24 protein-coding genes and 1 pseudogene are annotated in these 25,851 nt (G+C 68.3%); 8 read left to right on the top strand and 17 right to left on the bottom strand.

What is annotated here, in order from left to right; translation table 11 throughout:
• Positions 1-6: 6 nt before the first annotated feature.
• The 3 genes from M2157_RS04455 to M2157_RS04445 all read right to left on the bottom strand — a co-directional run bounded on the left by M2157_RS04455 (position 7) and on the right by M2157_RS04445 (position 3,590).
• The gene (locus M2157_RS04455; protein WP_280860485.1) at positions 7-1,287 is read right to left on the bottom strand and encodes an extracellular solute-binding protein; all 1,281 of its coding nucleotides are present in this window, start codon (positions 1,285-1,287) and stop codon (positions 7-9) included.
• Between the two features lie 124 nt (positions 1,288-1,411).
• Entirely contained in the window at positions 1,412-2,446 is a 1,035-nt protein-coding gene (locus M2157_RS04450) for a LacI family DNA-binding transcriptional regulator (protein WP_280860484.1), read from the bottom strand.
• A gap of 517 nt (positions 2,447-2,963) precedes the next feature.
• Complete coding sequence (locus tag M2157_RS04445; RefSeq protein WP_280860483.1) at positions 2,964-3,590, bottom strand: DUF2461 family protein; 627 nt, start codon at positions 3,588-3,590, stop codon at positions 2,964-2,966.
• 238 nt (positions 3,591-3,828) lie between these two features.
• On the opposite strand from M2157_RS04445, the gene M2157_RS04440 reads away from it, so the two are divergent.
• The gene (locus tag M2157_RS04440; protein WP_280860482.1) at positions 3,829-4,437 is read left to right on the top strand and encodes a dihydrofolate reductase family protein; all 609 of its coding nucleotides are present in this window, start codon (positions 3,829-3,831) and stop codon (positions 4,435-4,437) included.
• A gap of 7 nt (positions 4,438-4,444) precedes the next feature.
• Here the strand turns inward: M2157_RS04440 and M2157_RS04435 are convergent, their stop codons facing one another.
• Positions 4,445-4,618: a hypothetical protein gene (locus tag M2157_RS04435; RefSeq protein WP_280860481.1), complete on the bottom strand. Its 174-nt coding sequence runs from the start codon at positions 4,616-4,618 to the stop codon at positions 4,445-4,447.
• A 427-nt stretch (positions 4,619-5,045) separates the two neighbouring features.
• Here M2157_RS04435 and M2157_RS04430 point away from each other — a divergent pair, with 427 nt between their 5' ends.
• The 4 genes from M2157_RS04430 to M2157_RS04415 all read left to right on the top strand — a co-directional run bounded on the left by M2157_RS04430 (position 5,046) and on the right by M2157_RS04415 (position 7,112).
• Positions 5,046-5,498 carry a DUF5707 domain-containing protein gene (locus M2157_RS04430; protein WP_280860480.1) on the top strand — a complete coding sequence of 151 codons (453 nt, stop codon included), beginning with the start codon at positions 5,046-5,048 and terminating at the stop codon, positions 5,496-5,498.
• 82 nt (positions 5,499-5,580) lie between these two features.
• The gene (locus tag M2157_RS04425) at positions 5,581-5,811 is read left to right on the top strand and encodes a hypothetical protein (protein WP_280860479.1); all 231 of its coding nucleotides are present in this window, start codon (positions 5,581-5,583) and stop codon (positions 5,809-5,811) included.
• Between the two features lie 184 nt (positions 5,812-5,995).
• Positions 5,996-6,391: a GNAT family N-acetyltransferase gene (locus M2157_RS04420; protein WP_280860478.1), complete on the top strand. Its 396-nt coding sequence runs from the start codon at positions 5,996-5,998 to the stop codon at positions 6,389-6,391.
• A 373-nt stretch (positions 6,392-6,764) separates the two neighbouring features.
• Positions 6,765-7,112, top strand: a complete 348-nt coding sequence (locus M2157_RS04415) for a PadR family transcriptional regulator (protein ID WP_280860477.1) — start codon at positions 6,765-6,767, stop codon at positions 7,110-7,112.
• A gap of 295 nt (positions 7,113-7,407) precedes the next feature.
• On the opposite strand, the gene M2157_RS04410 is transcribed toward M2157_RS04415, so the two are convergent.
• The 4 genes from M2157_RS04410 to M2157_RS04395 all read right to left on the bottom strand — a co-directional run bounded on the left by M2157_RS04410 (position 7,408) and on the right by M2157_RS04395 (position 13,784).
• A complete protein-coding gene (locus tag M2157_RS04410) occupies positions 7,408-10,572 on the bottom strand; it encodes a family 78 glycoside hydrolase catalytic domain (protein WP_280864484.1) in 3,165 nt (1,054 codons plus the stop codon).
• A 206-nt stretch (positions 10,573-10,778) separates the two neighbouring features.
• The gene (locus M2157_RS04405; RefSeq protein WP_280864483.1) at positions 10,779-10,988 is read right to left on the bottom strand and encodes a hypothetical protein; all 210 of its coding nucleotides are present in this window, start codon (positions 10,986-10,988) and stop codon (positions 10,779-10,781) included.
• 335 nt (positions 10,989-11,323) lie between these two features.
• Positions 11,324-12,322 carry a LacI family DNA-binding transcriptional regulator gene (locus M2157_RS04400; protein ID WP_280864482.1) on the bottom strand — a complete coding sequence of 333 codons (999 nt, stop codon included), beginning with the start codon at positions 12,320-12,322 and terminating at the stop codon, positions 11,324-11,326.
• Between the two features lie 475 nt (positions 12,323-12,797).
• Complete coding sequence (locus tag M2157_RS04395) at positions 12,798-13,784, bottom strand: LysR family transcriptional regulator (RefSeq protein ID WP_280864481.1); 987 nt, start codon at positions 13,782-13,784, stop codon at positions 12,798-12,800.
• Between the two features lie 115 nt (positions 13,785-13,899).
• Between M2157_RS04395 and M2157_RS04390 the strand changes: the two genes are divergently transcribed.
• Both M2157_RS04390 and M2157_RS04385 read left to right on the top strand, forming a co-directional pair.
• Complete coding sequence (locus M2157_RS04390; RefSeq protein WP_280864480.1) at positions 13,900-14,712, top strand: inositol monophosphatase; 813 nt, start codon at positions 13,900-13,902, stop codon at positions 14,710-14,712.
• A 47-nt stretch (positions 14,713-14,759) separates the two neighbouring features.
• A complete protein-coding gene (locus M2157_RS04385; protein ID WP_280864479.1) occupies positions 14,760-15,404 on the top strand; it encodes an NAD(P)-binding domain-containing protein in 645 nt (214 codons plus the stop codon).
• Between the two features lie 16 nt (positions 15,405-15,420).
• Here the strand turns inward: M2157_RS04385 and M2157_RS04380 are convergent, their stop codons facing one another.
• On the bottom strand, positions 15,421-16,452 hold the full coding sequence (locus M2157_RS04380; protein ID WP_280860470.1) for a saccharopine dehydrogenase NADP-binding domain-containing protein: 1,032 nt from the start codon (positions 16,450-16,452) through the stop codon (positions 15,421-15,423).
• Between the two features lie 129 nt (positions 16,453-16,581).
• On the opposite strand from M2157_RS04380, the gene M2157_RS04375 reads away from it, so the two are divergent.
• Complete coding sequence (locus M2157_RS04375) at positions 16,582-17,517, top strand: helix-turn-helix domain-containing protein (RefSeq protein WP_280860469.1); 936 nt, start codon at positions 16,582-16,584, stop codon at positions 17,515-17,517.
• 51 nt (positions 17,518-17,568) lie between these two features.
• On the opposite strand, the gene M2157_RS04370 is transcribed toward M2157_RS04375, so the two are convergent.
• The 8 genes and pseudogenes from M2157_RS04370 to M2157_RS04335 form a co-directional block, all read right to left on the bottom strand.
• The gene (locus M2157_RS04370; RefSeq protein ID WP_280864478.1) at positions 17,569-18,450 is read right to left on the bottom strand and encodes an aldo/keto reductase; all 882 of its coding nucleotides are present in this window, start codon (positions 18,448-18,450) and stop codon (positions 17,569-17,571) included.
• A 198-nt stretch (positions 18,451-18,648) separates the two neighbouring features.
• Positions 18,649-19,608: an amidohydrolase family protein gene (locus tag M2157_RS04365; protein ID WP_280864477.1), complete on the bottom strand. Its 960-nt coding sequence runs from the start codon at positions 19,606-19,608 to the stop codon at positions 18,649-18,651.
• 54 nt (positions 19,609-19,662) lie between these two features.
• Positions 19,663-21,249, bottom strand: coding sequence for a Na+/H+ antiporter (locus tag M2157_RS04360; RefSeq protein ID WP_280864476.1), 1,587 nt, complete (start codon positions 21,247-21,249; stop codon positions 19,663-19,665).
• A gap of 67 nt (positions 21,250-21,316) precedes the next feature.
• A complete protein-coding gene (locus M2157_RS04355; protein WP_280864475.1) occupies positions 21,317-21,688 on the bottom strand; it encodes a DUF2255 family protein in 372 nt (123 codons plus the stop codon).
• Positions 21,689-21,860: 172 nt separating this feature from the next.
• Entirely contained in the window at positions 21,861-22,877 is a 1,017-nt protein-coding gene (locus tag M2157_RS04350; protein WP_280864474.1) for a zinc-dependent alcohol dehydrogenase family protein, read from the bottom strand.
• Positions 22,878-22,974: 97 nt separating this feature from the next.
• Positions 22,975-23,307, bottom strand: coding sequence for a carboxymuconolactone decarboxylase family protein (locus M2157_RS04345; RefSeq protein WP_280860463.1), 333 nt, complete (start codon positions 23,305-23,307; stop codon positions 22,975-22,977).
• A 371-nt stretch (positions 23,308-23,678) separates the two neighbouring features.
• Positions 23,679-24,611, bottom strand: coding sequence for an NADP-dependent oxidoreductase (locus tag M2157_RS04340; RefSeq protein ID WP_280864473.1), 933 nt, complete (start codon positions 24,609-24,611; stop codon positions 23,679-23,681).
• 198 nt (positions 24,612-24,809) lie between these two features.
• Positions 24,810-25,680, bottom strand: a pseudogene (locus M2157_RS04335) (helix-turn-helix domain-containing protein).
• Between the last annotated feature and the right edge of the window lie 171 nt (positions 25,681-25,851).

Genomic DNA, 25,851 nt, shown 5'->3' with positions numbered 1-25,851 from the left:
ACGCGGTCAGCTGCCGCTGGAGTAGTTGCTGGTCGACAAGTTGTTGTCGATCTGGCTGACGGCCTGGTCAAGGGCGCCCTTCACATCGGCGCCGGCCAGGATGTCCATGGCAGTCTTGGAGAACACCGTGGAGATGTAGGGGTAGGCCGGGGTGACGGGCCGGACCACCGCGAACTTCTGCGCTTCCTTGAGGAAGATGTTGAACTGGCCGCCCGTCTCGTAGCCCTTCACCTGCTGCGCCGCCACGCTGGTGGCGGGAATGGTGCCGGTGGCCTTGGCGAAGTCCACGAAGTACTTCGTCTGCCGGGAGAAGTTCAGATACGCCTGGGCGCCCGCCTTGTTGGAGCAGCTGGAGCTCATGGCCCACTGCCAGGAGGCTCCGCCGATCTTCGGCCCGTCGCCGAAGTCGACCGGCGGGAGGATGGCGAGGTCGCTGCCGAACTTGTCGATGTTGGCCTGGGCGGACCAGCTGCCGTCCCACTGGATGGCGGTCTTGCCGTTGCGGAAGTCGTCGCCGGGGCTCTTGCTGGACTTCTGCGGCGCATAGCCCTTCGTGACCAGGGAGCGGAACCACTCGCCCCACTCGACGGCCTTGTCACCGTTGAGCGCGCCCTTGGCGCTCTTGTAGGTGGAACGGTCGATCAGGTCGCCGCCGAAGCTCTGCAGCATCGGCGAGTAGGCGTACGGCCACCACTCGCCGGGATCCCCCGTGCCGAGGTCCAGCGGGTTCTTGAACTTGCCGCCCGACTTCAGTCTGGCCAGGGCGTCGCCGAACTCGGTCTTGGTCCAGGGCTTGTCCAGGGTGGGGACGCGGATGCCGTACTTCTTCAGGACCGACTTGCGGGAGTACATGGTGAGCGCGACGTCGTAGAACCCGGACGCGTAGGTCTTGCCCTGGTACGTGCCGACTGTGCTGGGCAATTGGTCCTTCACCGCGACCTGGCCCTTGGACAGATCCAGCGGCGCGAGGTACCCACCCCAGGCCCAGTTCGGGACGTTGGGGCCGTCGACGTCGAGGAGACACGGCAGCTTCCTGGCGGAGGCCGCGGCCACCACCGAGTCGTTGTAGGAACCCTGCGGGAACGCCTGGATCTTGACCTTGTACTTGCTCTGACTGGCGTTGAAGTCCTTGACGACCTGCTTCACGACGCCGTATTCGGCGGCGTTGCCGGCGTTGTGCGTCCACAGGGTCAGTGTGTTGCCGTCGGCGCCCGACGAGCCGGTACTGCCGCTGCCGCCGCAGCCGGCCACGAGCGCCGCCGCGGCAAGGGCGGCTATGCTCGACACCGCGAGGCGCCTGGTTCTCGATTCCACCTGGGTTCCTCCAGATTCACTGTGCACGGTCTGGCAGACCGTGCCGGCGGCCGGTGATGACGGCCGCCTGTAACGGTGGTGCTTCGCCGCTCCGAGGTCAGAGTCGGGGCGGCGAAGCGACCGACGCCCGTGCCACCAGCGGGCAGGGCAGCATGTGCTGAGCGGCCGGACCGGTCCCGTGGTCCGCTGCGCCCGTGAGCGTGAGCAGCTGTACGACCGCGTGCGCCCCCATCTCGTAGTGCGGCAGGGCGACGGTGGTCAGCCCGGGGTACAAGCCGTCACAGATCAGTTCCTGGTTGTCGAACCCGATCACCGACAGGTCGTCGGGGATCGACAGTCCCAGTTCGGCGGCGGCGCGGTACACGCCCATGGCCATCCGGTCGGCAAAGCAGAACAGCGCGGTGGGCCGTTCCGCCGTCTGCAGAAGCGTGAGTGCCGCCCGGTACCCGCCGGCTGCGTCCGCGGTCTCCGTCACCACCAGCCGGGGGTCTTCGGCGAGGCCCGCCTCGGCGAGAGCACGCCGGTAGCCCTCCAGGCGGCCGTGGGTGGCCGGGATGTCGTCGACGTTGTTGATGAAGCCGATCCGGCGGTGGCCGTGGCGGAGCAGTTCGCGCACCGCCGTGTGGCCGCCGAGGACTTCGTCCGGTACGACCGAGGGCACGCCGGGGTCGTCGGAGCGCGCGTCCAGCAACACGGTGGGGACGGAGCGCAGCTGCTCCGGCACCTCCACGACCCTGTGGTACATCGAGGCGTACAGCACGCCGTCGACCTGGCGCTGGAGCAGCAGGTCGATCTCCTTGCGCTCCAGCTCCGGGTCGCCGCCGGTGTTCAGCATGAGCAGCAGCAGGTCGTGCTTGGCCGCTTCTTCCTGGGCTCCGAGGATGATCCGGCCGGCGTGGGGCGTGGTGGCGATCTGGTCGCTGACGAACCCGATGGTGTTGGACCGCTTCAGCCGCAGCCCCCGTGCCAGTCCGTTGGGCGCGTACCCGAGCTGCCGGGCGGTTTCGAGGACGCGCTGCCGGGTCTCGGGATTGATGCGCTTGCCCTCGACCTCGTTGAGGATGTGGGAGACGGTCGTGGCCGAGACGCCGGCGGCCGCCGCCACGTCCTTGATTCCGATCCGCCTGCCCATGTCGTGCCCAATCGTTTTGGCAAGTGAGTGCGGGATGAGATTGCGCCCTGCGCGGCGCCCCTGTCAACGGCTCGTTACGAACTCGTGGCCGAGCGGAGTCGGCGTGACGCGGGAACGACGATCGTGGCCCCCGGCCCCGGGTGGGCGTCGCGGGACCTTGCCCTTCGCCGCCGGCACCTTCGGCGTCACGTCCTGCGGATCCGCAACGGGCACCTCGATCACCGGTCCGGGAGCGTCCAGCCTCGGCGGCCTCTGCCGGGCGATCACCCGCAGTTCCAGTACTGTCTCCGTCTCCGCCTCGCCGGGCTCCGCCGGGACTCGTTCCGCTCCGCCTGGGGCTTTTCCACCCGCACTCGGGCAGCCGTCTCGCGTTCCTCCGACAAGCCCATCACCGAAGCCATCGGCCGCTTCACTGCCCTCACCGAAGAACAGAACCGCCAATGCCTGCCTCGACGGCATCACGACCATGCCTGAGCAGCCAAAAGTCGACTCTTACGCCCGGAAGGACAATGGCTTCTCAAGCGGCGACATGGTCTGTCAGCCAGCTGAGCAGCGGGCTGAGGTCCTCGTGCGTGGCCAGCACGCGGTCGACGACCTCCGGCGTCTGCAGCCATGCGTCACAGCCGAGGTACCGCACGGCGAGAAGCGATCGGTGGCGCAACAACGCTGCTCGAGGATGGTCGGCGGGGTACTCCCTGGGCGCACGCTTCAGAAGGTCCCCGGTGATCTCGTACCCCTTGTCACGTAGTTCCGCGACAACATCGCCCAATACGGAACCGCTTGCCTCAGCGGCGACCGCCGCCCTGAACCTACGGATCTGATCGGAGTCGGCGTACCACCACGCACCCTTCACCTGCAAACCATCCAGATTGAAGCGCAGCCCGATCTCGACGTTCCGGGCGATGCGTGCCACGGCGGACTGGTTCTGCCACCACCACGGTGTCTTCCCGTACCGCCACACAGAATGGTCCTCGAAGGCGGGATCCGCCCATGCCAGGTCGTGGAGCAGCGAGACCATCGGTTGCCGTACGAGACGTTCGCGATCCTTGCGGATTTCGCGCATCACCTCTGGTGACGGCTCACCTTCAAGACGCAACAACACGTCGAACGCCGACTCGTCCCAACCGGCGAACTGCCTCGACATATCCGTCAACTCCAGCCCTCTTGTCGGTTCTTCACGTGGTTGAGACATGTTCTCCGCCGGCTGTGACTTTGGGGGCCGCTTCTTGACAACCAGGCGCCGATGCGGCGCCAGGACCGGGGGCATCATGATGCGGAAAGTCGCCCGCCGGGGCTCGAGACAGAACCTGCTGTGCCGCGGAAGTCCCGCCGATGAGTTTTCGGCGGTTGTGCCGTCTACCCCTCGACGAAGGGAGCGCACCATGCGCAAGATCATCGTTTGCACCTTCCTGACACTGGACGGCGTCATGCAGGCGCCGGGCGGCCCGGACGAGGACCCTGAGAGCGGCTTCGAGCACGGCGGCTGGCAGAAGCCGGTGGCCGACGACGAGGTCGGTCCGGCTATCGCCGGTTGGTACGAGCACTCCGACGCGATGCTGCTCGGCCGCAAGACGTACGACATCTTCGCGTCGTACTGGCCGACCGCCGATCCCGACAACCCGTTCACCGATCGGATGAACAGCATGCACAAGTACGTGGCGTCTCGGACCCTGACGTCCGTGGAGTGGCAGAACTCCACGCTGCTGGAGGGAGACATCGTCGATGCCGTACGCAAGCTGAAGGCGTCCGACGGCGGCAACATCAACGTCGTCGGGAGCGGCGACTTCGCCCAGACCCTCATGAGGAACGGCCTCGTCGACGAGTACCGGCTGACCATCCATCCGGTGATCATCGGTACCGGTAAGCGGCTGTTCGCCGACGGAGCGATCCCCAGTGCGCTGGAGCCGGTCAGCGTCTCGACGACGAAGGGCGGCACCATCGTCGGCGTCTACCGGCCGAGCGGTAAGCCCAGCTACGACAGCTACGCGTAGTAGTCCGTCAGGTTGTCGTTCTGGTGAGGGGGCGGCCGCAGGTGGTGCAGGTGCCGTTCCAGCGATGCGCCGGCGCGTCTTGGCCCAGCCGCACCAGATCGGCGATCGGGGTGGTGGCGGGCAGGTTGGTCATCCCGTAGGCGGTGGGCTCGGGCGCCGTGTCCGGTTGTTCGAACAGCATCCTGTGCCGTGTGGGTGGCTTCCTTGCCCGGCGGCCGCATCTCGAGCACCGCAAAGCGTGAGGTCATCGATCCCTTGCTGCCCTGGCGCCAGGTGACATCGCGATCCTGCGCACCGCCCCGCGCAGACATCGCGTCCGTCGCCGACGGTGCGGCAGGTGACCCGCTGGTTCACCCGCCATCCCACGGTCCTGACAGAGGAGGGCCCGCCGCCGTGTCTTCGGCGGAATCCTGCGCGACCGATTGGGCGCCGCGCTCCCCACCGGGATCAACGTCGTCGAGGTGGCACTCCGCGACGCGGACTTGCTCTACTCAGGCCTCAGTTGAGTACGTGTGCTCATATGCGGTGCCCCCTGCGCGGCCAGTATTGGTGCAGCGGCGCAGCCTGGAGCGCCGGGCCGATCCAGCTGATTCGAGTAGGGAACTCTCATGTCGCGACGTGTCGTTCTGTCCGTGGTTGCCGGTGTCGTCGTCCTCGGTGGTGCCGGGACCTTCGCCCTCGCCTACGCCGGGGAGCAGCCTCCTTCTGTGGCGCACAGCGCCGCCCGTTACGCTGCCCCCGACGGCGACCGCACTGGCTCATTGACCTTCACCACTGACGTCACGGGGTCCGCTGGCATCAAGAACGTGAAGGTCCTGGCCTGGCCGGCGAACTCGACCTTCGCGAAGAAGGCACTGACTGCCAAGGACATGGCCGCCGTGGAATCGGCCGTCTGCAAGCCGTCCGGTGAGGACACCGTGCGCTGCACCTATACCGCCACCGTCACCCGCGCCGACGCCGAGGCGTCCCCGCGCGGTCTGTGGCACGTCGCCGTACTGGCCACCGCCAAGGACGGCGACACGACGCTGGACACCAAGGCGGCCGACTTCACCGTTGAGTGATTCAGATGCACATACGATCGCGGCACGTAAGCAGTTGAGACCACGTGCGCTCTCATGCCGGAGCAGAGGAAGGCAGGTCGTGATGTCGACGGACGGGCCGTTGCGGATCTCCGTCGACGGTGAGGAATTCGAGGTCAGTCAGCCGGACGACAGCCCGGGTACTTACGACGTCACCTGGCTGACCGGTCCCGACCCGCAGTACGGGTTCGGGTTCCGCAGCCACCCTCCGGTGCAAGTCGACAGGGCCGATCTCGACGAGGCCATCCGGGACTTCCTCTCGCAGGTGGACCCCGGCACCGGACACATCGAGTGATCACCAGTCCAGGACTGCACCGCGTCCTGCTCGGACTTCACAGGTCATCCTGCCCAGCGGGTTTGTTGGCGGCGAGGGCCGTGGAGCGAGGCGACCGCAGACTCGGCGACCCACCGACCATGCCCAGGCCCAGTGAGTGAGTTGCCCCCTGTAGTCCGGTTCTGGTGGTCACTAGGTTCGGATCATGGCAATCACATATGAGTGGCGAGGCGACGTCGACAACTCAGCTCTCAACAAGCTGCATGCCGAAGGATTCGATCACCCGGTCGGGCAGACGGACTGGCGTACAAGGCTTCGACGTCACAGCCTCGGCTGGGTCTGCGCGTGGGAAGGTCACCGTTTGGTCGGCTTCGTCAACGTCGCCTGGGACGGCGGCGTCCATGCGTTTGTCCTGGACGCGGTCGTCGCTCAGCGCAATCGTTCGAACGGGGTGGGAGCAGCGCTGGTCAAGGCAGCTGCGGAGGGATGCCGTGCTGCGGGGTGTGAGTGGCTGCATGTCGACTTCGAAGAGCACTTGGGATCGTTCTACTTCGATGCCTGCGGCTTCAGAGCGACGACGGCAGGTCTGATCGCCTTGTGACCCTGGGACCCGGCCCCGGGGACGTGTTCCTGTGGTCGGGAGGGAAGAGCTTCCGCTGGTGACGTGCTCTTCGGCTCGAGCCCGGGGAGTTGCGAGGCAGTAGGAGGCGAGGGGGGTGCAGGTCTTGGTCCAACCGCCGAGGATGCGGATGCACCTGTCTGCGGTGGATCGGCCTGACGTGGATGAACGAGGTGGAAAGCGGAGGGGAGCCGGTGGCGGGTTGCCGGCTCAATTGCGGCAGGGCGCGTTCGGTGGTCGCGTGATGCAGGTTGGTGCCAGGCGTCCGTGACCCCATCAGCGTGGAGGCGCTGGTGCGCTGACAGGGCGTCACGATCTACTTACAGCCTGTATATAGGCTATGTAGAGTAAGGGTATGGCGAAGCTGCGTATGACCCTGCAGACCCAACTGGTGTTGCGGGCTTTGTTGGAGGATCCCGGCAAGCAGCGCTACGGCCTGGAGCTGTGCGAGCTGGCGGGACTGCCGTCGGGCACCATCTATCCGATCCTGGCCCGCCTGGAACAAGTCGGCTGGCTGGACAGCGTCTGGGAGGATCCCGCCGTACATGTAGAAGGGGGCCGTCCGCGCCGCCGCTTCTACCGGATCACCCAAGATGGCGCCGAGCAGGCGCGCGGTGCCGTCGCACATGCCTACCGTGCCCGCAAACAGCCTCTCCCGGGATGGGCTGCCGCCCGCCCGATCGCCGACGGGGGAGTGTCATGAACGCCCGGCGCTGGTCAGCGCCCCCTGCAACACCGCCGCTGTAGCCGCCATCGTCGCCGACATCGGTGCATGCACTGGCGGGGTCGACTTACGTCATAGTCGATCGATCCTCAGCTCCGCCTACCGAGCATCAAAAAACGGCCCCATCCGCTCCGGCGGCCTCGTCGCCCCCGCTCCGCGTACCATCCGCCGCCTGAGTGTCCAGGTGACCTCGCTGCCCTGCCGGGGCTGTACGAACGCTGTCGGCGGGCCCGGAGTGTCCGGGCCCGCCATCAGGTCACGCGGCTCTCCGGGCCTACTCGGCCTCTCCGCGGACGGTGTGGACGCCGAAGTCGTAGGAGCCCGATCCGACCTCGAACACGGCGGCTCCCTTCTCCGTGCGCAGGAAGCGGACTCCCTTGGCGGCGTCGGCCGGTCGGCCGCCTTCGGTGACCGCCCGGTGGGTCTTCGTCGGCACATGGACCTCCGCGACGGTGTTGACCGGGACGGTGACCTTGAGGTTGATGGCGCCGTTGTGGGTGCTCCACTGCGACGACAGGCGGCCGTAGACGGTGGTGAGGCTTCCGGTCCCTTCCGTCAGGTCCCCGCCGGGTACCGGCGCGATCCGGGAGCGCTTGTAGCCGGGCTCGAGCGCGGAGATGCCGCCGATGTTCTGGAACATCCAGTCACCCACGGCGCCGTAGGCATAGTGGTTGAAGGAGTTCATGTCGACCGGGCCGAAGTCGCCGTTGGGCATGATCGAGTTCCAGCGCTCCCACATGGTGGTGGCACCGTTGGCGACCTCGTAGCCCCAGGACGGGTAGTCCTTGTGCAGCAGCATCTTGTATGCCAAGTCGTCCCGGCCGATCCTGCTCAGCGCGGGCAGCAGCAGAGGGGTGCCGATGAAGCCGGTCCGCAGGTGGTAGTCGGTGAGCGCCAGTTTGGCCACGAACTTCTCCCCGACCTTGTCGACCAGCGCCGGATCCGGGACAAGGTTCATGGCGAGGGCCATCGCGTACCCGGTCTGAGAGTTGCCCTTGACGGTGCCGTCGGCTGCGACGTAGGCCTTGGTGAAGGCGTCGCGGATGTCCGCGGAGAGCTTGCCGTAGTCGGACGCCGCCGCGTCATCGCCCAGGGCCTTGGCCGTCTCCGCCATCATGCGGGCGTTCTCGGCGTAGTAGGCCGTGCCCAGGATGCCCTGCTCGGTCGGGTCGTCCAGGTTCAGCCAGTCGTTGGTGAAGAAGGTGGTGCGGCCGGGCTCGAGCAGGTCCGGTCCGGCGCTGGTGCGCACGAACTGGAAGAACTTCTGCATGGCGGGGTAGTTCTCCCGCAGGATGCGGGTGTCGTCGTAGGAGCGCCATACGTGGTACGGCACCGTGATCATCACGTCGGACCACCCGACACCGCTGTCGCCGAACTGGCCCTGAGGGGTCGGTACGACCGCCGGCAGATCGCCGTTGGCGTACTGGGAGTTGCGTACGTCCGCCATCCAGTGGGACAGGAACGCGCGGGTGTCGACAAGGTAGTTGGCCGTCGGCGCGAACAGGCTGATGTCTCCCGTCCATCCCAGACGTTCGTCGCGGGCCGGGGTGTCGGTGGGGATGGAGAGGAAGTTGCCGCGCTGGCTCCAGGAGATGTTGCTCACCAGTTGGTCGAGCATGCTGTCCGAGGTCTTCAGTGTGCCGGTGGTGGGGAGGTCGGATCCCCATACGACGCCCTTGACGTCCAGGAGAGCGGGGGGTTCGTTCACCCCGGTGATCTCGATGTAGCGGAACCCGTGCTGGGTGAAGGTGGGTTCGTAGGTGACCGTTCCGGTCTCGGCGAAGGTGTAGCGGTCGGTGACCTTGGCACTGCGGAAGTTGTCGGTGTAGAGGGTGCCGTTCTTGTTGAGCACTTCCGCGTAGCGGATCTTGACTGTCTGGCCGGCGGAGCCGGTCAGCTTCAGCCGTGACACGCCGACCATGTTCTGACCGAGGTCGTAGACGTAGGCCCCGGGGGTGGGCTCGGTCGTCTTCCGGGCCTGGAGCACCTGGGTCTGGCGCACCGGCTCGTCGCTCTGCGGGACCAGCAGCGCGGTCTGCGAGTCCAGGCTCGCGGCGGGCTCCCACTTCGCGTCGTCGAATCCTGGCCGGCTCCAGCCCGACGGCTCCAGACGAGCGTCGTACGTCTCGCCGTCCTGCAGGTCGGCCTTCACGAAGGGCCCGTTTGACGCCTTCCACGAACCGTCCGTGGCGATCCACTGGATGGTGCCGTCGGTGTAGGTGACGCGCATCTTCGCCACGAGAGCGGGGGTGTCCCCGTACTGGTGGGTCCAGCCGAGCCCGACCTTGCCGGCCCACCAACCGTCCGCCAGAGAAGCGCCGATGACGTTGTCGCCGCTGTCGAGCAGTTTCGTGACGTCGTAGGTCTGGGCCTGGATGCGCTTGTCGTAGTTCGTCCAGCCCGGGGCGAGCACCTGGTCGCCCACCGGCTTGCCATTGAGCTTCAGTTCGTAGAGGCCGAGTGCCGACGCGTAGACGCGCGCGGAGGCGATCTTCTTGCCGGCCTTGGTCGCGAAGTCCTTGCGCAGCAGTGGCAGCGGCCGGGACGCGGGTGCGTAGAGGGCGTCCGTGGTGCCGGACACGACGAGGGCGTTGTCGGCGATCTCACCGCCGGTGAACGGGTTGCGGCCGGACGCGAAGTCGGTGTCCAGCAGCGTGCCGCCGTCGGCGCCGGTCACAACGGCGTCGTAGACGGTTCCGCGTTCGCCGCAGCATGCGTGGGTGCGGAAACCTATGTAGCCCTTCGTGAACGTGGCGTCGGTGAAGGTGTCGACCAGCTTGCCGTCGAGGGTCGTCTTGATGGTGGTGCCCGACACGTCGTAGCGGACGGTGTGTCGGCCGGCGAGGAGACTCGCGTCGGTGAAGCCGTAGGGCGCGAGGTCCACGTCCTGAACCACGGTGTAGTTGCCCTTGACCTGCTTGTGCAGCCTCAGCATCGGAGTGGAGCCCGTGACGTTGAACTGCCACATGTATCCGTTGCTCACATCCGGGGCACGCAGGAACATGCCGAAAGCGGCGCTGTCGAGCTTGAACTCGACCGTGGCGGTGTAGTCGGTCCACTTGTCCAGCTCGCTCGGAGCAGCGGGGCGAGTGATCCACTGGGCGCTGTTCCAGTCTTCGGAGTGCAGCAGGCCCGTCTCGAAGTACGCGGTCGCGCTCCAGGGACTCGCGACTCCCTTGTCGTCCCAGGCCCGAACGCGCCAGTGGTAACGGGTGCCCGCCTCCAGGTCAGGCCCGCCGTACCGCACGCCGACCTGGCGGTCGGACGCCACCTTGCCGGACGACCACACATCGGTCGAGCCCGGCTTGCGTCCCACCTGGATCTCGTAGGCCGACTGCGATGTCGCCCGCCGGGCCGACGCCAACTGCCAGCCGAGGACCGGGTCGTCACCACCGATGCCCAGCGGGTTCACCCGGCCGTTGGCAGTCAGAGCCTTCACGGCGAACGGCGTGTCCGAAACCGACGCCGCAGAGGACACGGGCGCCGGCAGGATCACCGCGCCTGCGACCACGGCACTCATGACAAGGCCTCTCAGGAGTACGAGCAATAGTGGGCGTTTACGGAGCATGGCATCTCCTGCTGGTCCGTTCGGTGGAGTGCGTGTTCTCGGCTGAGGACGCCGCGAAGTCATGTGCGTTGGAGAGGTCAGTCCGCTGTCCCACTCGGCAGGGCCGCCTCGATTTCGGCAGCGGCGTCGGCGCCGCCGTCATAGAACAGGACCCTGTTCAGCAGGGTAGGCCGTCGGCGGTCGGGGAGGTCCGCGAAGGGGCCCAACTGCATGCGCTCAGCAGCAGGCTTGTGGTGGTAGCAGGGGAGCCAGGAGGGCGACACGGCGGTTCTGAGGGTCTTGTGCACAGGTGCTCCTCGGCGCGCGACATATTGAAACGCTTCAATGGAGGGATGTCGGGAACCTATGGCCCGCTTCGGCATGTGTCAAGGAGCTGTCGCGGACGTTTCCGAACCGCGCTGAGGGCCGCCGGGGCGGTCGGCTGGAGGGGCTGTCCTAGGCGTGAAGCGTGGCACGAGACGGCCGCCCGGTCGGAGAGGCAAGTGGAGCCGGACGGCCGGCGTGGACCTCGGCGCGGGCTGGCGACCAGGCATCGGGGCGGACGGTGCGAGCCGCGCGTCGGCCCGGACGATCAGCTCAGCGTGGCGCGCGAACGATCACTGCACGTGCCGACGCCGGACCGTCAGCGCGGCGCGCTGGCGCGGACGATGAGCTCGGGCTCCAGCACGACGGTGGCATGACGGTGCTGCTCGCCCGAGGCCACCTCGTCCATCAATAGCCGGATCGCTTCCCGCCCCATCATCCGGCCCGGCATGTCCACCGCGGTCAGCGGAACCGCCGCGCCGCCAGCCGCTCGGTTGTTCTCGCACCCCACGACGGCGACCTGGTCGGGCACGCGGATTCCTGCCACGGTGTGCAGTTCGTGGATGATGCCATTGGCCAGTTCATCGGTGACGACAACGAGGCCGTCCGGCAGATCGCCGGGCGCTCTCCGTGCGAGATCCTGCCCGACCACATGGCCATGGGATGTCGTCAGGCCGACACTGTCGATCTCCTCCAGCGTGACGCCGGGGCCCGCCTCCTCGACCGCCGCCCGTACGCCCCTGCGTCTGTCGCGCACCGGCTGGTAGTGGTCGTGCGCGACCACATAGGCCAGTCGTGTGCGCCCCGTGTCGATGAGATGGCGGGCCGCCAGATATCCGACGTGCTCGTTGTTGACCAGCACCGAACAGCATGTGCCCGGCTTGGGGGAGTAGTTGAGGAGCACGACCTGGCGCCCGTGCGAACGGATGCGCGCGATGCCGGCAGTGGAGTCCTCCATGGGGGCCAGCAGCACGCCGGTCACCCGGGACTCGTCGAACAGGTCCAGGTAGTCGTCCTGAAGCGCCATGTCGCACGCCGTGTTCGCGAGCAGGAGTTTCTGGCCGACCGCGCGGGCGGCGTCCTGGGCGCCGTGCGTCATGTCGATGAACAGGGAGTTCTCGATGTCGGCGAGCACCATGCCGACGCTGTTGGTCGAGCCCGACACCAGCGACCGTGCCGCGTCGTTGCGCACGAAACCCAGACGGCTGATGGCTTCGCGGACCCGCTCGGCCGTCGCTGGGCTCACCTTCGCCGGATGGTTCAGCACGTTGGAGACGGTGCCCACCGAGACGCCTGCGGCGTCGGCGACGTCCTGCATGCTCGGACCGGCATGCCCCTGTACTGCGCGCGGACGGGCGGTTGCCACAGCGCTCCTCGACCTCCGGTCTCGTTCGTCCCGCGACCGCCAGGCACTCGCCGGAGACCAGGCTGTCGCGGACAAGCCGCACAATACATGACACGCGTTGAAGCGCTCCAATGTGTGCGCCCGGGGGCACCTCTCACCAACGCGACAACGGCACGATATCCGCTGGTCACAAACCTCCCCGGCGGGGCGCCGAGCACCTGCCGACCCGGCCGGTGGAAGAGCACTTGCCGGTGCCGGGACGGCTGCCGCTGATGTGGGGAATCGCTGTTCCCGATCTTGGCGGTCCGTGGAGAGGTTCGATTGATGCGATTCAATCAGGTCGAGGGTGGAAGGGTCGCACGCGCCGTCGCAGCGGCCTGAACATCGGTCCCTGTTGCAAGGCCCAGATCTGGGATCGGTATCTGAAAGTGCCGGGCGGGCTGGCCGGTCATGTGGCTGTGGGTGCAACTTCCGGTTCCGGCTCGGGGTTTGTGGCAGGGGACGTTCTGTCACTGCTCGACATCGAAGAGCGGGACGGGCTGAACAGTGCTTTGACGGTTTCGGTGGCCAGGTCTCGCAGCCAGGTGTGGGCGCGGTCGTTGTCGTAGCGCTGGTGCCACAGGAGGTACAGGGGTACGTCGGGCAGGGGGATTGGCGGCGGCAGGGTGGCCAGGCCGAGTTGTTCCCGGGCCGTGTGGGTGACCGCGTCGGGGAGGGTGACGATCAGGTCGGTGTCGAGGGCGAGTTGCAGTGCGAAGGCGGCGGTGGGTCCCACGGCGACGACGCGTCGTTGGAGGCCGCGTGTGGTCAGGGCGTCATCGATCGGGTCGCGCAGGCTTCCGCGCCGCGAAACGGTGAGGTGTTCGGCGGCCGCGTAACGCTCGAGGGTCAGCGGACCTGTCGTGAGCGGGTGGCCTGGGCGGGCGGCGACGATCAGCCGGTCCTTGCCCACGAGGCGGTGGCGGATGTCGGGGAGCGTCGGAACGCTGGAGCTTGATTCGAGGTCGACCTCACCCCGGCGCAACTCGGCGTCGTCCGACCCTGGTTCGGCGGACAGGCGCAGCCGGACGCCGGGGGCCTGCTGGTGGACGGCCGTGGTCAAGGCGGTGCCGCATGCGGCGGTCAGGGCGTCGTGCCAGCGCACGGTGAACACCCGGTCCAGAGCCGCCAGGTCGAGTTCCTGTTGTGCGGACAGAAGGTGGTGGGCCTGCTGCACGAGGGCGTGGACCTCGGCGCGCATGGCCAGCGCGCGTGTGGTGGGGACCATGCTGCGGCCGGTGCGGACCAGGATCTGGTCACCGGTGGCCTTGCGGATGCGGCCCAGGGAGCGGCTCATCGCGGGCGCGGTGACGTGGAGGCGTGCTGCCGCGCCGGCGACGCTGCCCTCTTCCAGCAGGGCATCAAGGGCTGTGAGCAGGTTCAGATCCAAGTGCATGCGAGTAACTCTACAAGTGACAAGCATGCACTTGTTGTTAATGACCGAGCGGCCTACCTTCGAAGTGCGGGGGCGAGACAACCGCCCCGCTTCGACCGATCCCAGGGAGCCCGCCATGAACACAGTCATGCCTTTCGACGCCGGTACGACGCTCATGTCCGACGTGACAGCCGCGGTGAAGACCGCCGGCGTCACATTGCGCGACCGCCACACCTCGTACGCCCGGGGTGTGAGTCTGGACGAGGTCGTGGGCGAGATCCACGCCAACGACGACGCGGTGCTGGACGTGCTGCGAGAGCCGCTGCTGCGGGCCCGGCCGGGGTCGCAGTGGGCCGAGGACGAGCTGGCCGGCGGTGCGCTCCCGCCCGGGGAGTGGTGGGTCGTCGACCCCGCCGAGGGCAACATCAACCACGTCCACGGCATGGACGATTGGGCCGTCACCGCCACCCTGGTCCGCGACAACCAGCCGGTACTCACCGTCGTCCACCTGCCGCTGACCGGCGACACCTACACCGCGGTCGCCGGCGGCGGGGCCCGCCTCAACGACCGGCCCCTGAAGGTGTCCGCCAAGACCGACCTGGGCGCGGCGCTCATCGGCACCGGCCAGGCCAAGCCCGGCGAGGACGAGCGCACCTTCCGGCGGATCGGTGGCTCCGTCACCGCGATGCTCATCAACGGGCTGGTCGTGCGGGTGTCCGTTCCCGCCACGATGCAGCTCATCCATGTCGCCGCCGGACGCATGGACGCGTTCTGGCAGTTCTCCGACGTCCGCTCCGGACTGGTCGCCGGCGCCCTGTTGGTCTCCGAGGCCGGAGGCACCGTCACCGACCTGACGGGCGACCCCTGGAACACCGGCAGCCGCGACTTCCTGGCCGCCGCCCCCGGCCTCCACAGCGCCGCCCTCAAGGTCCTCTCGCCCATCGCCTGACCGGAAGTCCCTCCTCCTCACCCCGAAACCGCAAGGAGCATCACCGCATGACCAGCATCGGCATCCTGGGCGCCGGCCGCGTCGGCACCCACCTCGCCGGCAAGCTCTCCGCAGCCGGACACCATGTCACCCTCGGTGTCCGGAACCCCGAAGACACCGCCGCCCGCACCGCCGGTCCCGCCCCGCGGATCGCCCTCGCCGACCAGCGCACCACCGCCCGCACCGCGGACATCGTGATCAACGCGACGCCCGGCGACAGCTCCCTGGACCGCCTCACCGACCTGCGCACCGACCTCGCCGGCAAGATCCTCATCGACGTCTCCAACGCCACCCGCGACGACAGTGACGGCCTGCCCGGCGACCTGTGCTATCCCGGCAGCAGCCTCGCCGAGAAGCTCCAGGCAGCGCTCCCCGACACCCATGTGGTCAAGACCCTCAACACCATGCTTTTCACGGTCATGACCGCTCCGGAAACCCTGGCCACCCCACCGACCGCCTACCTCTCGGGCGACGACGAACACGCGAAGAAGACCGTCACCGGCCTGCTCGGCGACCTGGGCTGGCAGCCCGAACGGATCGAGGACCTCGGCGACATCACCACGGCCCGCGCCACCGAGGCCATGATCCTGGTCGTACCGCACATTCTGCGCCGACACGGCTTCAAGCCCTTCGCGGTCTCCCTCGCGCGCTGACCCACCAAGACCGGGATCAGACCAAAACCAGGTCGAGTGTGATGTGCGGTGCGAGCGCGTGCAGGAAGTCGGGGGCGTCGAAGATCTCGCCGGCGGAGACGACGCCGACGGCCTTGGTACGGCCGGTCAGGACGCGCTCGAGGGCCTCGCTGACGAGGGGCGCGGTGACGGCGTAGATGTCCTGGCCGCCGGCCGTGGCCCGGCGTTCGGCTCCGCCGGAGCGGACGACGACGTCGACGAGGAAGGTCTGGTTCGAGCGCCCGATCTCGTCGGTGGCCGTCGGGGCCGGCGTGTGTGGGGCGGTGACGTCTCGGGCCGCCTCGGCGGTCATGTAGGTGGTCACGTCGGGGATGGAGAGGTGCTGGGGGACGGTGACGACGTCCGCCATCGTGAACTCCCCGATCACCGGCCGGGGGCCCATCGGTTCCGGGAAGGTCCATTCCAGGACGGGCGCGGCGTCGGTGCGGTGTTCCCACCGTCCGCCGCTGTAGCGCAGGCGGTGGGCGCCGCGTCTCTCGCGGGAGACCGCGCCTGAGAGCCGGGTACCGGCGGTGGGGTGCCAGTTGCTGAGCGCGTAGGCGATGTGCGCCTCGTCGGCCTCGGTCCAGTCGCCCATCGCCGCGGTGGCCAGGAGGTCGCCGAGGCCGCCGAAGAAGGCCATGGCCGGGACGATCACCGCTCCCGCGTCTCGGGCCCGCTCGCGGTAGTGGGCGAAGGTGTCGAGGTTGGCCTCGAGCTCGGCGGCCACGTCCAGATAAGGGATCTTCGCGCGGAGCGCGGCCTCGATCACGGGGCCGACGGTCGAGGCGAAGGGGCCGGCGCAGTTGATGACCGCCGCCGTTCCCGCCAGGGCCCGGTCCAGCGAGGCCGGGTCGTCGACCGACGCCACCCGGGCCTCCAGCCCGTGCTCGTGGGCAAGTTCCTCCAACGTCTGCGCATTGCGCCCGGACAGGACCGGGACAAACCCGCGCGCGGCCAGCTCCGCGACCACGAACCGCCCGGTGTGACCGTACGCGCCGAACACCGTCACCAGCTGACCTGACCCCATGAGACTGCTCCCCATGTACTCGAACGCCCGCTGCGAGGTTCATCCGCTGCGGCCTGACACCCACATCCTGTCCCTCCGGCAGCACCCCGCACGAGTGTCGGAAACGACATGCCGCGTACAGTTTCGGACATGACCGCTGTTGCACTGGCCATCACCGACGGCATGCTCCACTACGAACTGTCCGTGGCCGTCGAGGTCTTCGGAACCGACCTGACACACATCGTGGACCCCTGGTACGACTTCTCCCTCTGCGGGAGCGGTCCGGTGCACGTGGGCCGCTTCCGCCTGGAACCCGATCACGGATTCGAGCACCTCGTGCACGCGGACACAGTGATCGTCCCTGGCTGGGCCGACACCGACCGCGACCCGCCCGCCGAGCTGGTCGAGGCGGTGCGTGCGGCCCACGCGGCCGGTGCCCGCGTGGCCTCACTGTGCACGGGCGCCTTCGTCCTGGGCGCGGCAGGACTGCTCGACGGCAGGCGCGCCACCACGCACTGGGGCCACACGCGGGAACTGGCCCGGCGTCACCCGGCGGCCACCGTCGATCCGGACGTCCTCTACGTCGACAACGGCGACGTCCTCACCTCCGCGGGCAAGGCCGCCGCCATGGACCTGTGCCTGCACCTGGTCCGCCTCGACCACGGCTCGGCGAGCGCCAACAAGATCGCCCGACGCCTGGTCGTCCCACCCCACCGCGACGGCGGCCAGGCCCAGTTCATCGCCACCCCCCTCCCCGCCGAAGGCAACCACCCCCTGGGTGAGCTCTTCCCCTGGGCGTTGGAGCGGCTGGACCAGCCGCTGACCGTGGAGGACCTGGCCCGCCAGGCCCGTATGAGCTCACGCCACCTCGGCCGCCACTTCAAGCACCTCACCGGCACCACGCCACTGCAATGGCTCCACACCCAGCGCATTCGCCACGCCCAGGAACTGCTGGAGACCACCGACGCCACCGTGGACACCATCGCAACGGCCGCCGGCATGGGCACCGCAACCACCCTGCGCCGCCACTTCCACCGCAGCGTCGGCGTCCCACCCGACACCTACCGCCGCACCTTCCGGCCCTGACCAGGGTGGTCTACAACGATGAACTGGCGGTGTCAGCCAGCGGAGCGGAAGTCACTTGTCGACCAGCGACATATGGTGCTCGTTGTAGCGGTCTCCCTGCACCCCGACCCGGCCGGCCAGTTCGTTGAGGTCCGCCAGTTCGTCGGCGGAGAGCGGCAGCCGGGTGGCGCCGATGTTCTCCTCGATACGCGCGATGCGCCGCGTTCCGGGAATCGGGACGATCGACGGATGCCGCGCGAGCAGCCAGGCGAGCGCGACCTGCCCCGGTGTGGCGTCCTTGGCCCGCGCGAGCGCTGAGATGTGCTCGACGAGAGCCTGGTTCGCCGCTCGGTTCTCGGCCGTGAACCGTGGAATCGTCGTGCGGACGTCGCCGTCCGCGAAAGACGTCGACGCGTCCACTGCTCCGGTCAGGAACCCCTTGCCGAGCGGGCTGAAGGGTACGAAGCCGATCCCGAGCGCCGCGCACGTCGGCAGGACCTGCGGCTCGGGATCCCGGGTCCACAGTGAGTACTCGCTCTGCACTGCCGTCACCGGGTGGACCGAGTGAGCACGTCGGATGGTCTCCGCACTGGCCTCCGAAAGCCCGAAGGAGCGGACCTTGCCCTCCTGCACGAGCTCGGCCACCGTGCCGGCGACGTCTTCGATCGGTACCTCGGGATCCACGCGGTGCTGGTAGAACAGGTCGATCCTCTCGACCCCGAGCCGTTCGAGGGAGGCCGTGGCGACGGCACGGATCCGCTCGGGCCGGCTGTCGAGTCCGACCGAGGCACCGTTCTCGATGCGGAATCCGAACTTCGTGGCGATCACCACTTGGTCACGGACCGGAGCGAGGGCCTCGCCGACGAGCTCCTCGTTGACGTACGGGCCGTACACCTCAGCGGTGTCGAAGAACGTGACCCCTCGGTCGACGGCGCCACGGAGCACGGCGATCATGTCGTTTCGGTCACCGGGGTTGGGGCCGTAACTCTGGGACAGTTCCCATGGCACCGAGGCCGATGGCGGATACCCGGAGGTCTCGCCCGAGCGTTCGCGTGTGCATTTTTCCTCCTTGTTGATGCCAAAAATGGTCGACGCTCGTGTCGAACCGGTGACCCCGTCGCCTGGCCCCGCCGATACCCGGCCGGCTGTCGTTCACCGCGCCGTCCCTGGGAACAGGCGCTGGGCGTTGGCCGTCGTCAGGGACCGCCACGTGGTTCCGTCCACCGGTGACTCGGCCGCGTCGATCGCCGCGATGTGGGCGTCGGCCAGCGGGGGAGGCGTCCAGCAGTAGTCGCTCCCGAACAGTACGCGGTCCGGATCGACGAGCCCGAGCAGCGCCGGGACTTGGCGTGGGAAGGCGGTGCCCGCCATGTCGTAGTACAGGCCGCGTAGTTGCTGCACGGCATCGAGGGAGGGCGTCTCCTCCACAGGCAGGAACAGACTCATGAACTCGTTGACACGGTCGGCCAGGACGGGCACCGCGCCCCCGCCGTGCGGAACGATCACCTGCAAGTTCGCATGACGCGTCAGGACACCCGCCATCACCAGATCGGTGACGGTGCGGGCCGTGTCGAAGATGTACTCGACCATCGGCCGCGGTCTGCCGAGTGCTGACTGTTCCCAGCACACCGGTGAGGTGGGGTGCAGGAAGACCACGGCCCGGCGGCGGTCGAGTTCCGCGAAGACCGGTTCGAGGCGCTGGTCGCCCAGGTACACACCGTGCGTGTGGGTCAGCAGGGCCACGCCGTCGGCGTCGAGTTCGTCGTAGGCGAAGGCGATCTCCTCCAACGAGGCATCCACGTCCGGCGGGGGGAGGGACACGAAGTTGCCGAAGCGGCCGGGGTGGTCTCGGGTCAGTTCGGCGGTGTACTCGTTGACGCGCCGTGCGAGGAGTCGGGCCGCCTTGTCGTCGCCGAAGTGCACGCCGGGGGAGGACATGGACAGCATCGCGGTCTCGATGCCGTTGCGATCCATCAGGTCCAGGTGCGCTTTCACGGACCACGACGGCCAGCCGCCCATGCCATCGGGGTGGGCGTGGCCCGCCGCTGTCGCCTGCTGGACGTAGAAGTCGGGCAGGAGGTGGGCGTGGACGTCGATGAGGCCGGAGGCCATGGCAGGAGGGATTCCTTCTCCTAGGGGACTTGGGGGCCGCGTGTCGGACTCCGTTCACTCCACCTGCTCGCGTCCGGCCAGCCGGACCTCTTCGTTGTCCAGGGTGGCCTGGAGCCGGCGCAACACGGTGTCGTCGATCTCTCGCTCATCGCGCAGGCGTACGACGGTGGCGCGTCTGCGGGCGATCAGGGCGAGGCGGAGGTCGGTGTAGTGGCGGTTGTGGAGCAGGGCGGGATCGCCGTCGGAACCAGCGCCTTTGGCCCGTACGGTCGCCAGGTGGGCCTCGTACTCCTGGCGCAGCCACTCCATGACCTTCGGGGTGGTGCCCAGTTCGGCAGCGAGTTGGGGCAGGGCCTCGATGGCTTCCTCGGTCGCCTTCGTCTCGGCGAGTACCTCTTCCTCGTCGACGGACGTGTCGCGCGGCAGCCGGGCCCAGCGCACCACGCCGGGCAGCAGCAGTCCCTGCACCACGAGGGTCACCACGATGACGCCGGAGGTGACGAAGACGATGAAGGCGCGGTCGGGGAACGGAGCGCCGGAGTCGAGGGTCTCCGGTACCGAGAGCGCCACGGCGAGCGACACCGAGCCCCGGAAGCCGGCCAACCCGCTGACGACACGCGCCCGGTGACTCATTCTCCGCAGCCGCTGCTCGGGACGCCGGTCGATGGCGCGGATCAGGTAGGCGGAGGAGAACAGGAAGGCGAACCGGACCGCGACCAGCACCACGCTGACCACGCCGATCGCGATCAGGGCGTCTCGGAGATCCGACCGGCTCAGGTGCCGGAGCGCGTATTGGAGTTCCACTCCTACCAGGACGAACAGCGTGCCGTTGATGATGAACGTGGCCAGCGGCCAGAAGGCCAGTGCCTGGCGCCGGTGCTCGGCCCGGATGAGGCTCGGTGCCACCTGGGCCATGATCAACCCGCTCACGACGACCGCCAGGACACCGGAGGCGTGAATCAGTTCCGCGAGCAGATACGCCGTGAACGGCGCCAGGATCATGACGAGATTGCCGAGCAGGGGATCGTCCAGGCGGCGTCGCAGGTTCATGTTGATCCAGGCGACCGCCACGCCGACCGCGGCCCCGCCGCCGTATGCCAGCAGGAACAGCGCTCCGACGTGCGGCAGGGTGAGGTGCTCCTCGCCGACGGTGATGCCGACCGCCAGGCCGTAGATGACCAGCGCGGTGCCGTCGTTGACGAGGCTCTCCGCTCGGAGCACGGTGATCTGACGGCGCGGCAGGGAGCCGGCCAGGGCGCTGACCGCTGTGGCGTCGGTGGGAGCCACGGCCGCGCCCAGTGCCCACGCCGGTCCCCAGGCCAGTCCGAGGGCGTGCCCGGCGACCGCCACGGCCCCCGCGGTGAGGATCACCAGGACCGTGCTGAGCAGGACGATGCCGCGCAGGTTCGTCCGGATCTCCCGCATGGACGTGGTCAGGCTCTCCCAGTACAACAGCACGGGGAGGAAGAGCAACAACACTACTTCGGGCGGGAGTTGGGTCTGGCGGACGGCCGGGACGAGACCGAGCAGCGCGCCCACGACGAGCAGCACGACGGGCGGCGCGACGTGGAAGCGCCGGCCCAGGACGTTGCCCAGCAGTACGGCCGCGCCCAGGGCGACGACGAGTTCGAGACCGAGCATGTCGCTTACTCCTGGGAGGGGACGGATGCCGATGGGGGCGCAGCTGCTGCCACCGGGATCGTCGTGTTCATCGGGGGATCAGCCGCAGGGTGGTCGAGCGTGCGGCGACCATGGGGTCGACGTACGCGTCGCCGAAGCGGCCGTACTTGGTGCGGTACGCGGTGTCGATGCGGTCGTTGGTCTCGGAGTCCGTCACCTCGACGAAGGTGACGTCCTTGTCGACGCCGCCGGAGCGGATGTGCCCTTCGTGGGTGGTGCGCGCCGTGCGCCACCAGCCGCCGCTGGTACCTCGGAAGGAGCGGACGTACAGCTCGTCACCGTCGCGGACGACCCAGATCGGCACCGGCCGCCGCAGGGTGCCGTCACCGCGGCGCGGCGCCATCTCCAACTCGTCGGCCTTGGCGATGAGGTTGAGCTCGCCGCTCGTCCATGTCGTCATCGGTGATTCTCCATTCTTCGGAGCGGGCCGCTCTTGCGAGGCGTACGGGCCCGGTGCCCCGTCCGGCCCGGGGCGTCAGGGCCGGGCCGCCCGGGATCGTCCAGGTTGCGTCGGGTGTGAAGTGGGAGAGAGTCCGCTCCAGGCCGCGGGTGCCGAAGGCCTTGGCTTCAGGTCACGGACGCAGCAGCGTCTTGATGGCGCGGCGCTCGTCCATGGCCTTGTAGCCTTCGGCGACCTCGTCCAGCGTCAGCGTGAGGTCGAAGACCCTGCCCGGGTTGATACGGCCGCTGAGGACGCGGTCGATCAGGTCGGGAAGGTAGGCGCGCCCGGGGGCGGGGCCACCGCGCAGGCCGACGTGGGAGAAGAAGAGCTCTTGGCCGTCGATCTGCGAGCCGTGCGGGAAGCCGACGAAGCCGACGTTGCCGCCGGGGCGGGCGGACTGCAGGGCCTGGTGCAGCGACTCCTGGGTGCCGACGCACTCGAGGACGGAGTCGGCGCCGATGCCGTTCGTCAGTTCCTTGACGCGGGCGACGCCTTCCTCGCCCCGCTCGGTGACGATGTCGGTGGCGCCGAACTCCAGGGCCAGCTTCTGCCGGGAATCGTGTCGGCTCATGGCGATGATGCGCTCGGCGCCCAGTTCCTTCGCGGCGATGACGCCGGACAGGCCCACCGCGCCGTCACCGACGACCACGGCCGTCGAACCGGGCTTGACCTCGGCTGCCTCGGCGGCGTACCAGCCGGTGCCCATGACGTCGGACAGGGCCAGCAGACTCGGGATCAGCGCCTCGGTCGGCTGCTCCGGAACGGCGACCAGGGTGCCGTCGGCGAGAGGGACGCGAACGTACTCGGCCTGGGCGCCGTTCACCCACTGCGCGTGCTGGCAGGAGGTGTGGTAGCCGGCCTGGCAGATCGGACAGGTGTTGTCGGAGGCGACGAAGGAACCGATGACGAACTGGCCCAGCCTGACGCTCGAGACGTCGCCGCCGACCTCCTCGACGATGCCGACGTACTCGTGGCCGATCGGCTGCGCCTCGGCGACCGGTAGGACACCGCGGTAACTCCACAGATCGGAGCCGCACACACAGGTGGCGACGGTACGGATCACCGCGTCCGTCGATGCCGTGATCTTCGGTTCCGGGGCGTTCTCCACCCGGATGTCCCCCGGCGCGTGAAGGATGGTCGCTCTCATGTGCCTTCCCAACTCTTGGCGTCTGTCGTGGTGTCAGGGACGCGTACCGGTCCTGAAGCGCGGGCCGAGGTGGATCATGAACCGGTCGGGTCCGGCGTCAGCCGGACTGGTCGGCCTTGTCCACGATCTCCTTGAGCTGGGTCATCGCGGTCATGGCGTTGGGCCATCCGGCGTAGAAGGCCAGATGGGTGATGGCCTCGATCAGCTCGTCCTTGGTCACGCCGTTCTCCAGCGCCTTGCCGAGGTGGAAGGTGAGCTGGTCGCCCCGGTACAGGGCGGCGAGAGCGGTGACCGTGACCAGGCTGCGATCGCGCGGGGACAGACCCGGCCGCTCCCAGATGTCGCCGAACAGGACCGTGTCGGTCACTTCCGCGAGCTTGGGGGCGAATTCCTGGATCGCCGGCGGCGCGAACTTCTTCCGTTCGGACATGGGGTGATGCTCCTAGCGTGTGTTTCAGAGATTCAGGCCGGGCCCTCGGCCAGGGGCCGGGACGGGTGGTCAGCCACCGCCGGTGAAGATGGCTCGCTGCAAGGGGTTCTCCAGGAAATGTGGTGCGCCGTCACTTTCACCCTGTGGGCCGCGTCGAAGACGGTGACGTAAATGTTCTCCGTGGCCGGTACCCGTCGCCGGTCGCGCATCGATCCTGCCATCCTCGTGCGAGCCCGCAAAGGGGAGAATTCCATCCTGGGAATGGCTTATCCAGGGGAGGAATCCCTACCCCCCTCGCGCGGACCGAGCGGTGCGAGACGGGGCCCGCCCACGGTCGGTCTGCCCGACACCGGTGAAGTAAGCGCCTCGGATCAGAACGTCAGGATCAGCCGACCCCGCACACCTCCCGCGGCGAGGAGCCGGTGCGCTTCGGTGGCCTGTTCCGCTGGGAACGTCTTCGCGATCCGCAGGGTGATGCGGCCTGTCTCAGCTTGCTGCCGGAGCTGGTCGAACTTGGCGTGCTCCTTGGCGTAGCTGAACACGACGATCGGCTCGAAGACGACGTCTCGCTCGCCGGGACCGTCGTAGCCGCGCAGTGTCACCACCCGGCCGCCGTCACGGACCGCCCGAGCGGTGAGGGCGCCGAGCGACGCGGCGTCGACGAGTCCGTCGACGCCCTCCGGGACCTCCGCGCGTACCCGGTCCGGGTATTCGGCGCCGCGGCGGAGTACGACGTCGGCACCGAGTTCCTTGATCAGGGTCTCGTCCTGGTCCGAGGCGTCGGCCACCACGCGCAGTCCGTCCGCCTTGGCCAGCTGGACGGCGTAGCCGCCGACCGCGCCGGCCGCTCCGGTGATCGCGACGGTCTGTCCGGGTTCCAGGCCGAGCGTGTCCAGGGCCAGGCGTGCGGTCAGGCCGTTCATCGGCAGCGACGCGGCCTGCGCGTCGGTCGCGCCGTGGGGAGCGTGGACGACCGAGTCCACCGGGACCACGACCTGCTCGGCGTAGGCGCCGTGCGCGCCGTCGGGGAGCACGATCGCCATGACGTGGTCGCCGACGCTCAGATCCGTGTCCGTACCCGGGCCGATCTGGTCCACGACCCCTGCGGCTTCCATGCCGGGAACGAACGGTGGCTGGGCGTCCGGCGACCGGGCGGGTCCGCTGCGCTGCAGGGCGTCGACCGCGTTGACGGTCGCGGCGTGCACCCGGATGCGCACCTCGCCCGGACCGGCCTCGGGCGTGGGCAGCTCCAGGATCTGAAGCACCTCCGGCCCGCCGAATTCCGTGAAACCTACAGCCTTCATCGAATTACCTCATTGCTCGGCATGCGGTCGTTGAGGTCTCCGACATTTCCGCCTCGCGCACGCCGGAAAAAGGGGAGGATTCTTGGCTGGGATGCGGTAATAGGGGGGACGAATCCCTCCCTCTATGAGGCAGGCTCGTCCCGAGGGCACCGAGGCGGCGGCCGAGCCGATCGGGCGGGGCTTTGTACGGGAGAGGGCTCAGGTGACGTTGTCGGACGCCGTCCGTTTCTGGTCCGCGGCCCAGGAGGCCAGGAGGCGCAGTCCGTCATGTGACGGAGATCCGGGTTCGGCGTTCCACACGATGATGTGCTGGTCGGGGTCCGTGCCGCAGGTGAGCGTGTTCCAGTCGAGGGTCAGCTCGCCCACCACCGGGTGATGAAAGCTTCTTGATGCCCTTGCCCCGCGCCGCGACGTCGTGTTCGGTCCACCATTGCCGGAACTGTGCGTCGCGGGCGGAGAGTTCCTCGACCAGTGCGGTGAGGCGCTGGTCGTCGGGGTAGCGTGCGCTCTCCATGCGCAGCTGGGCGATGGCCAGCCGGGTGACCTCTTCCCAGTCCGCGTACAGCTCGCGCATCCAGGGTTCGATGAACAGCAGCCGGACGAACACGCGCTCCTGCTCCGAGTACTGTCCGAAGTCGGTCCACAGGGCGGCGGCGAGCTGGTTCCAGCCCAGGATGTCGGTGCGTCGGCCGATGACGAAGGCGGGGGAGGCGGTGAGATCGTCCAGCATGCGCTGCAGCTGTGTGTCCACCTGTTGGCGCTCGTGTGACGCGGACGGGCGCCTCCGCTCTTTCGCCGCGAGGTCGAAGAGGTAGGTGCGCTGGTCGTCGTTCAGACGGAGCACCTGGGCGATCTCGTCGAGCAGGGGGGCCGAAGCCTGGAGGCGGCCCTGCTCGATGCGTGTGTAGTACTCGGTGCTGATCGCGGCGAGAAGGGCCACTTCCTCACGGCGCAGACCGCTCACGCGCCGCCGTTGCCCTCCGCGAAGTCCGACCTCGGAGGGGCTGAGCTCGGCACGGCGGGCCTTGAGGAACTCACCCAGCTCGTTCAGATGGGGGTTGCGGTTCATGATTTGCAGCCTCGCACAGAAGCCCGGCGTTGTGAGGGGAGAGATCCTGCCTGCGTTGGGTTTTGCCGATATGTGTCAAGCACTGCATCAGCTCCGACCTTCATGGCAGCCGAGGGAAGAGCAATCTGCGGCCCGGAATGCGTACCAGGCCGCCGATTCCTCTTCTGCGTA

Source organism: Streptomyces sp. SAI-127 (assembly GCF_029894425.1).
GTDB lineage: Bacteria > Actinomycetota > Actinomycetes > Streptomycetales > Streptomycetaceae > Streptomyces.
The sequence above is the reverse complement of the archived record's forward strand: the minus strand, read 5'-3'. Positions and strand labels throughout refer to the sequence as shown.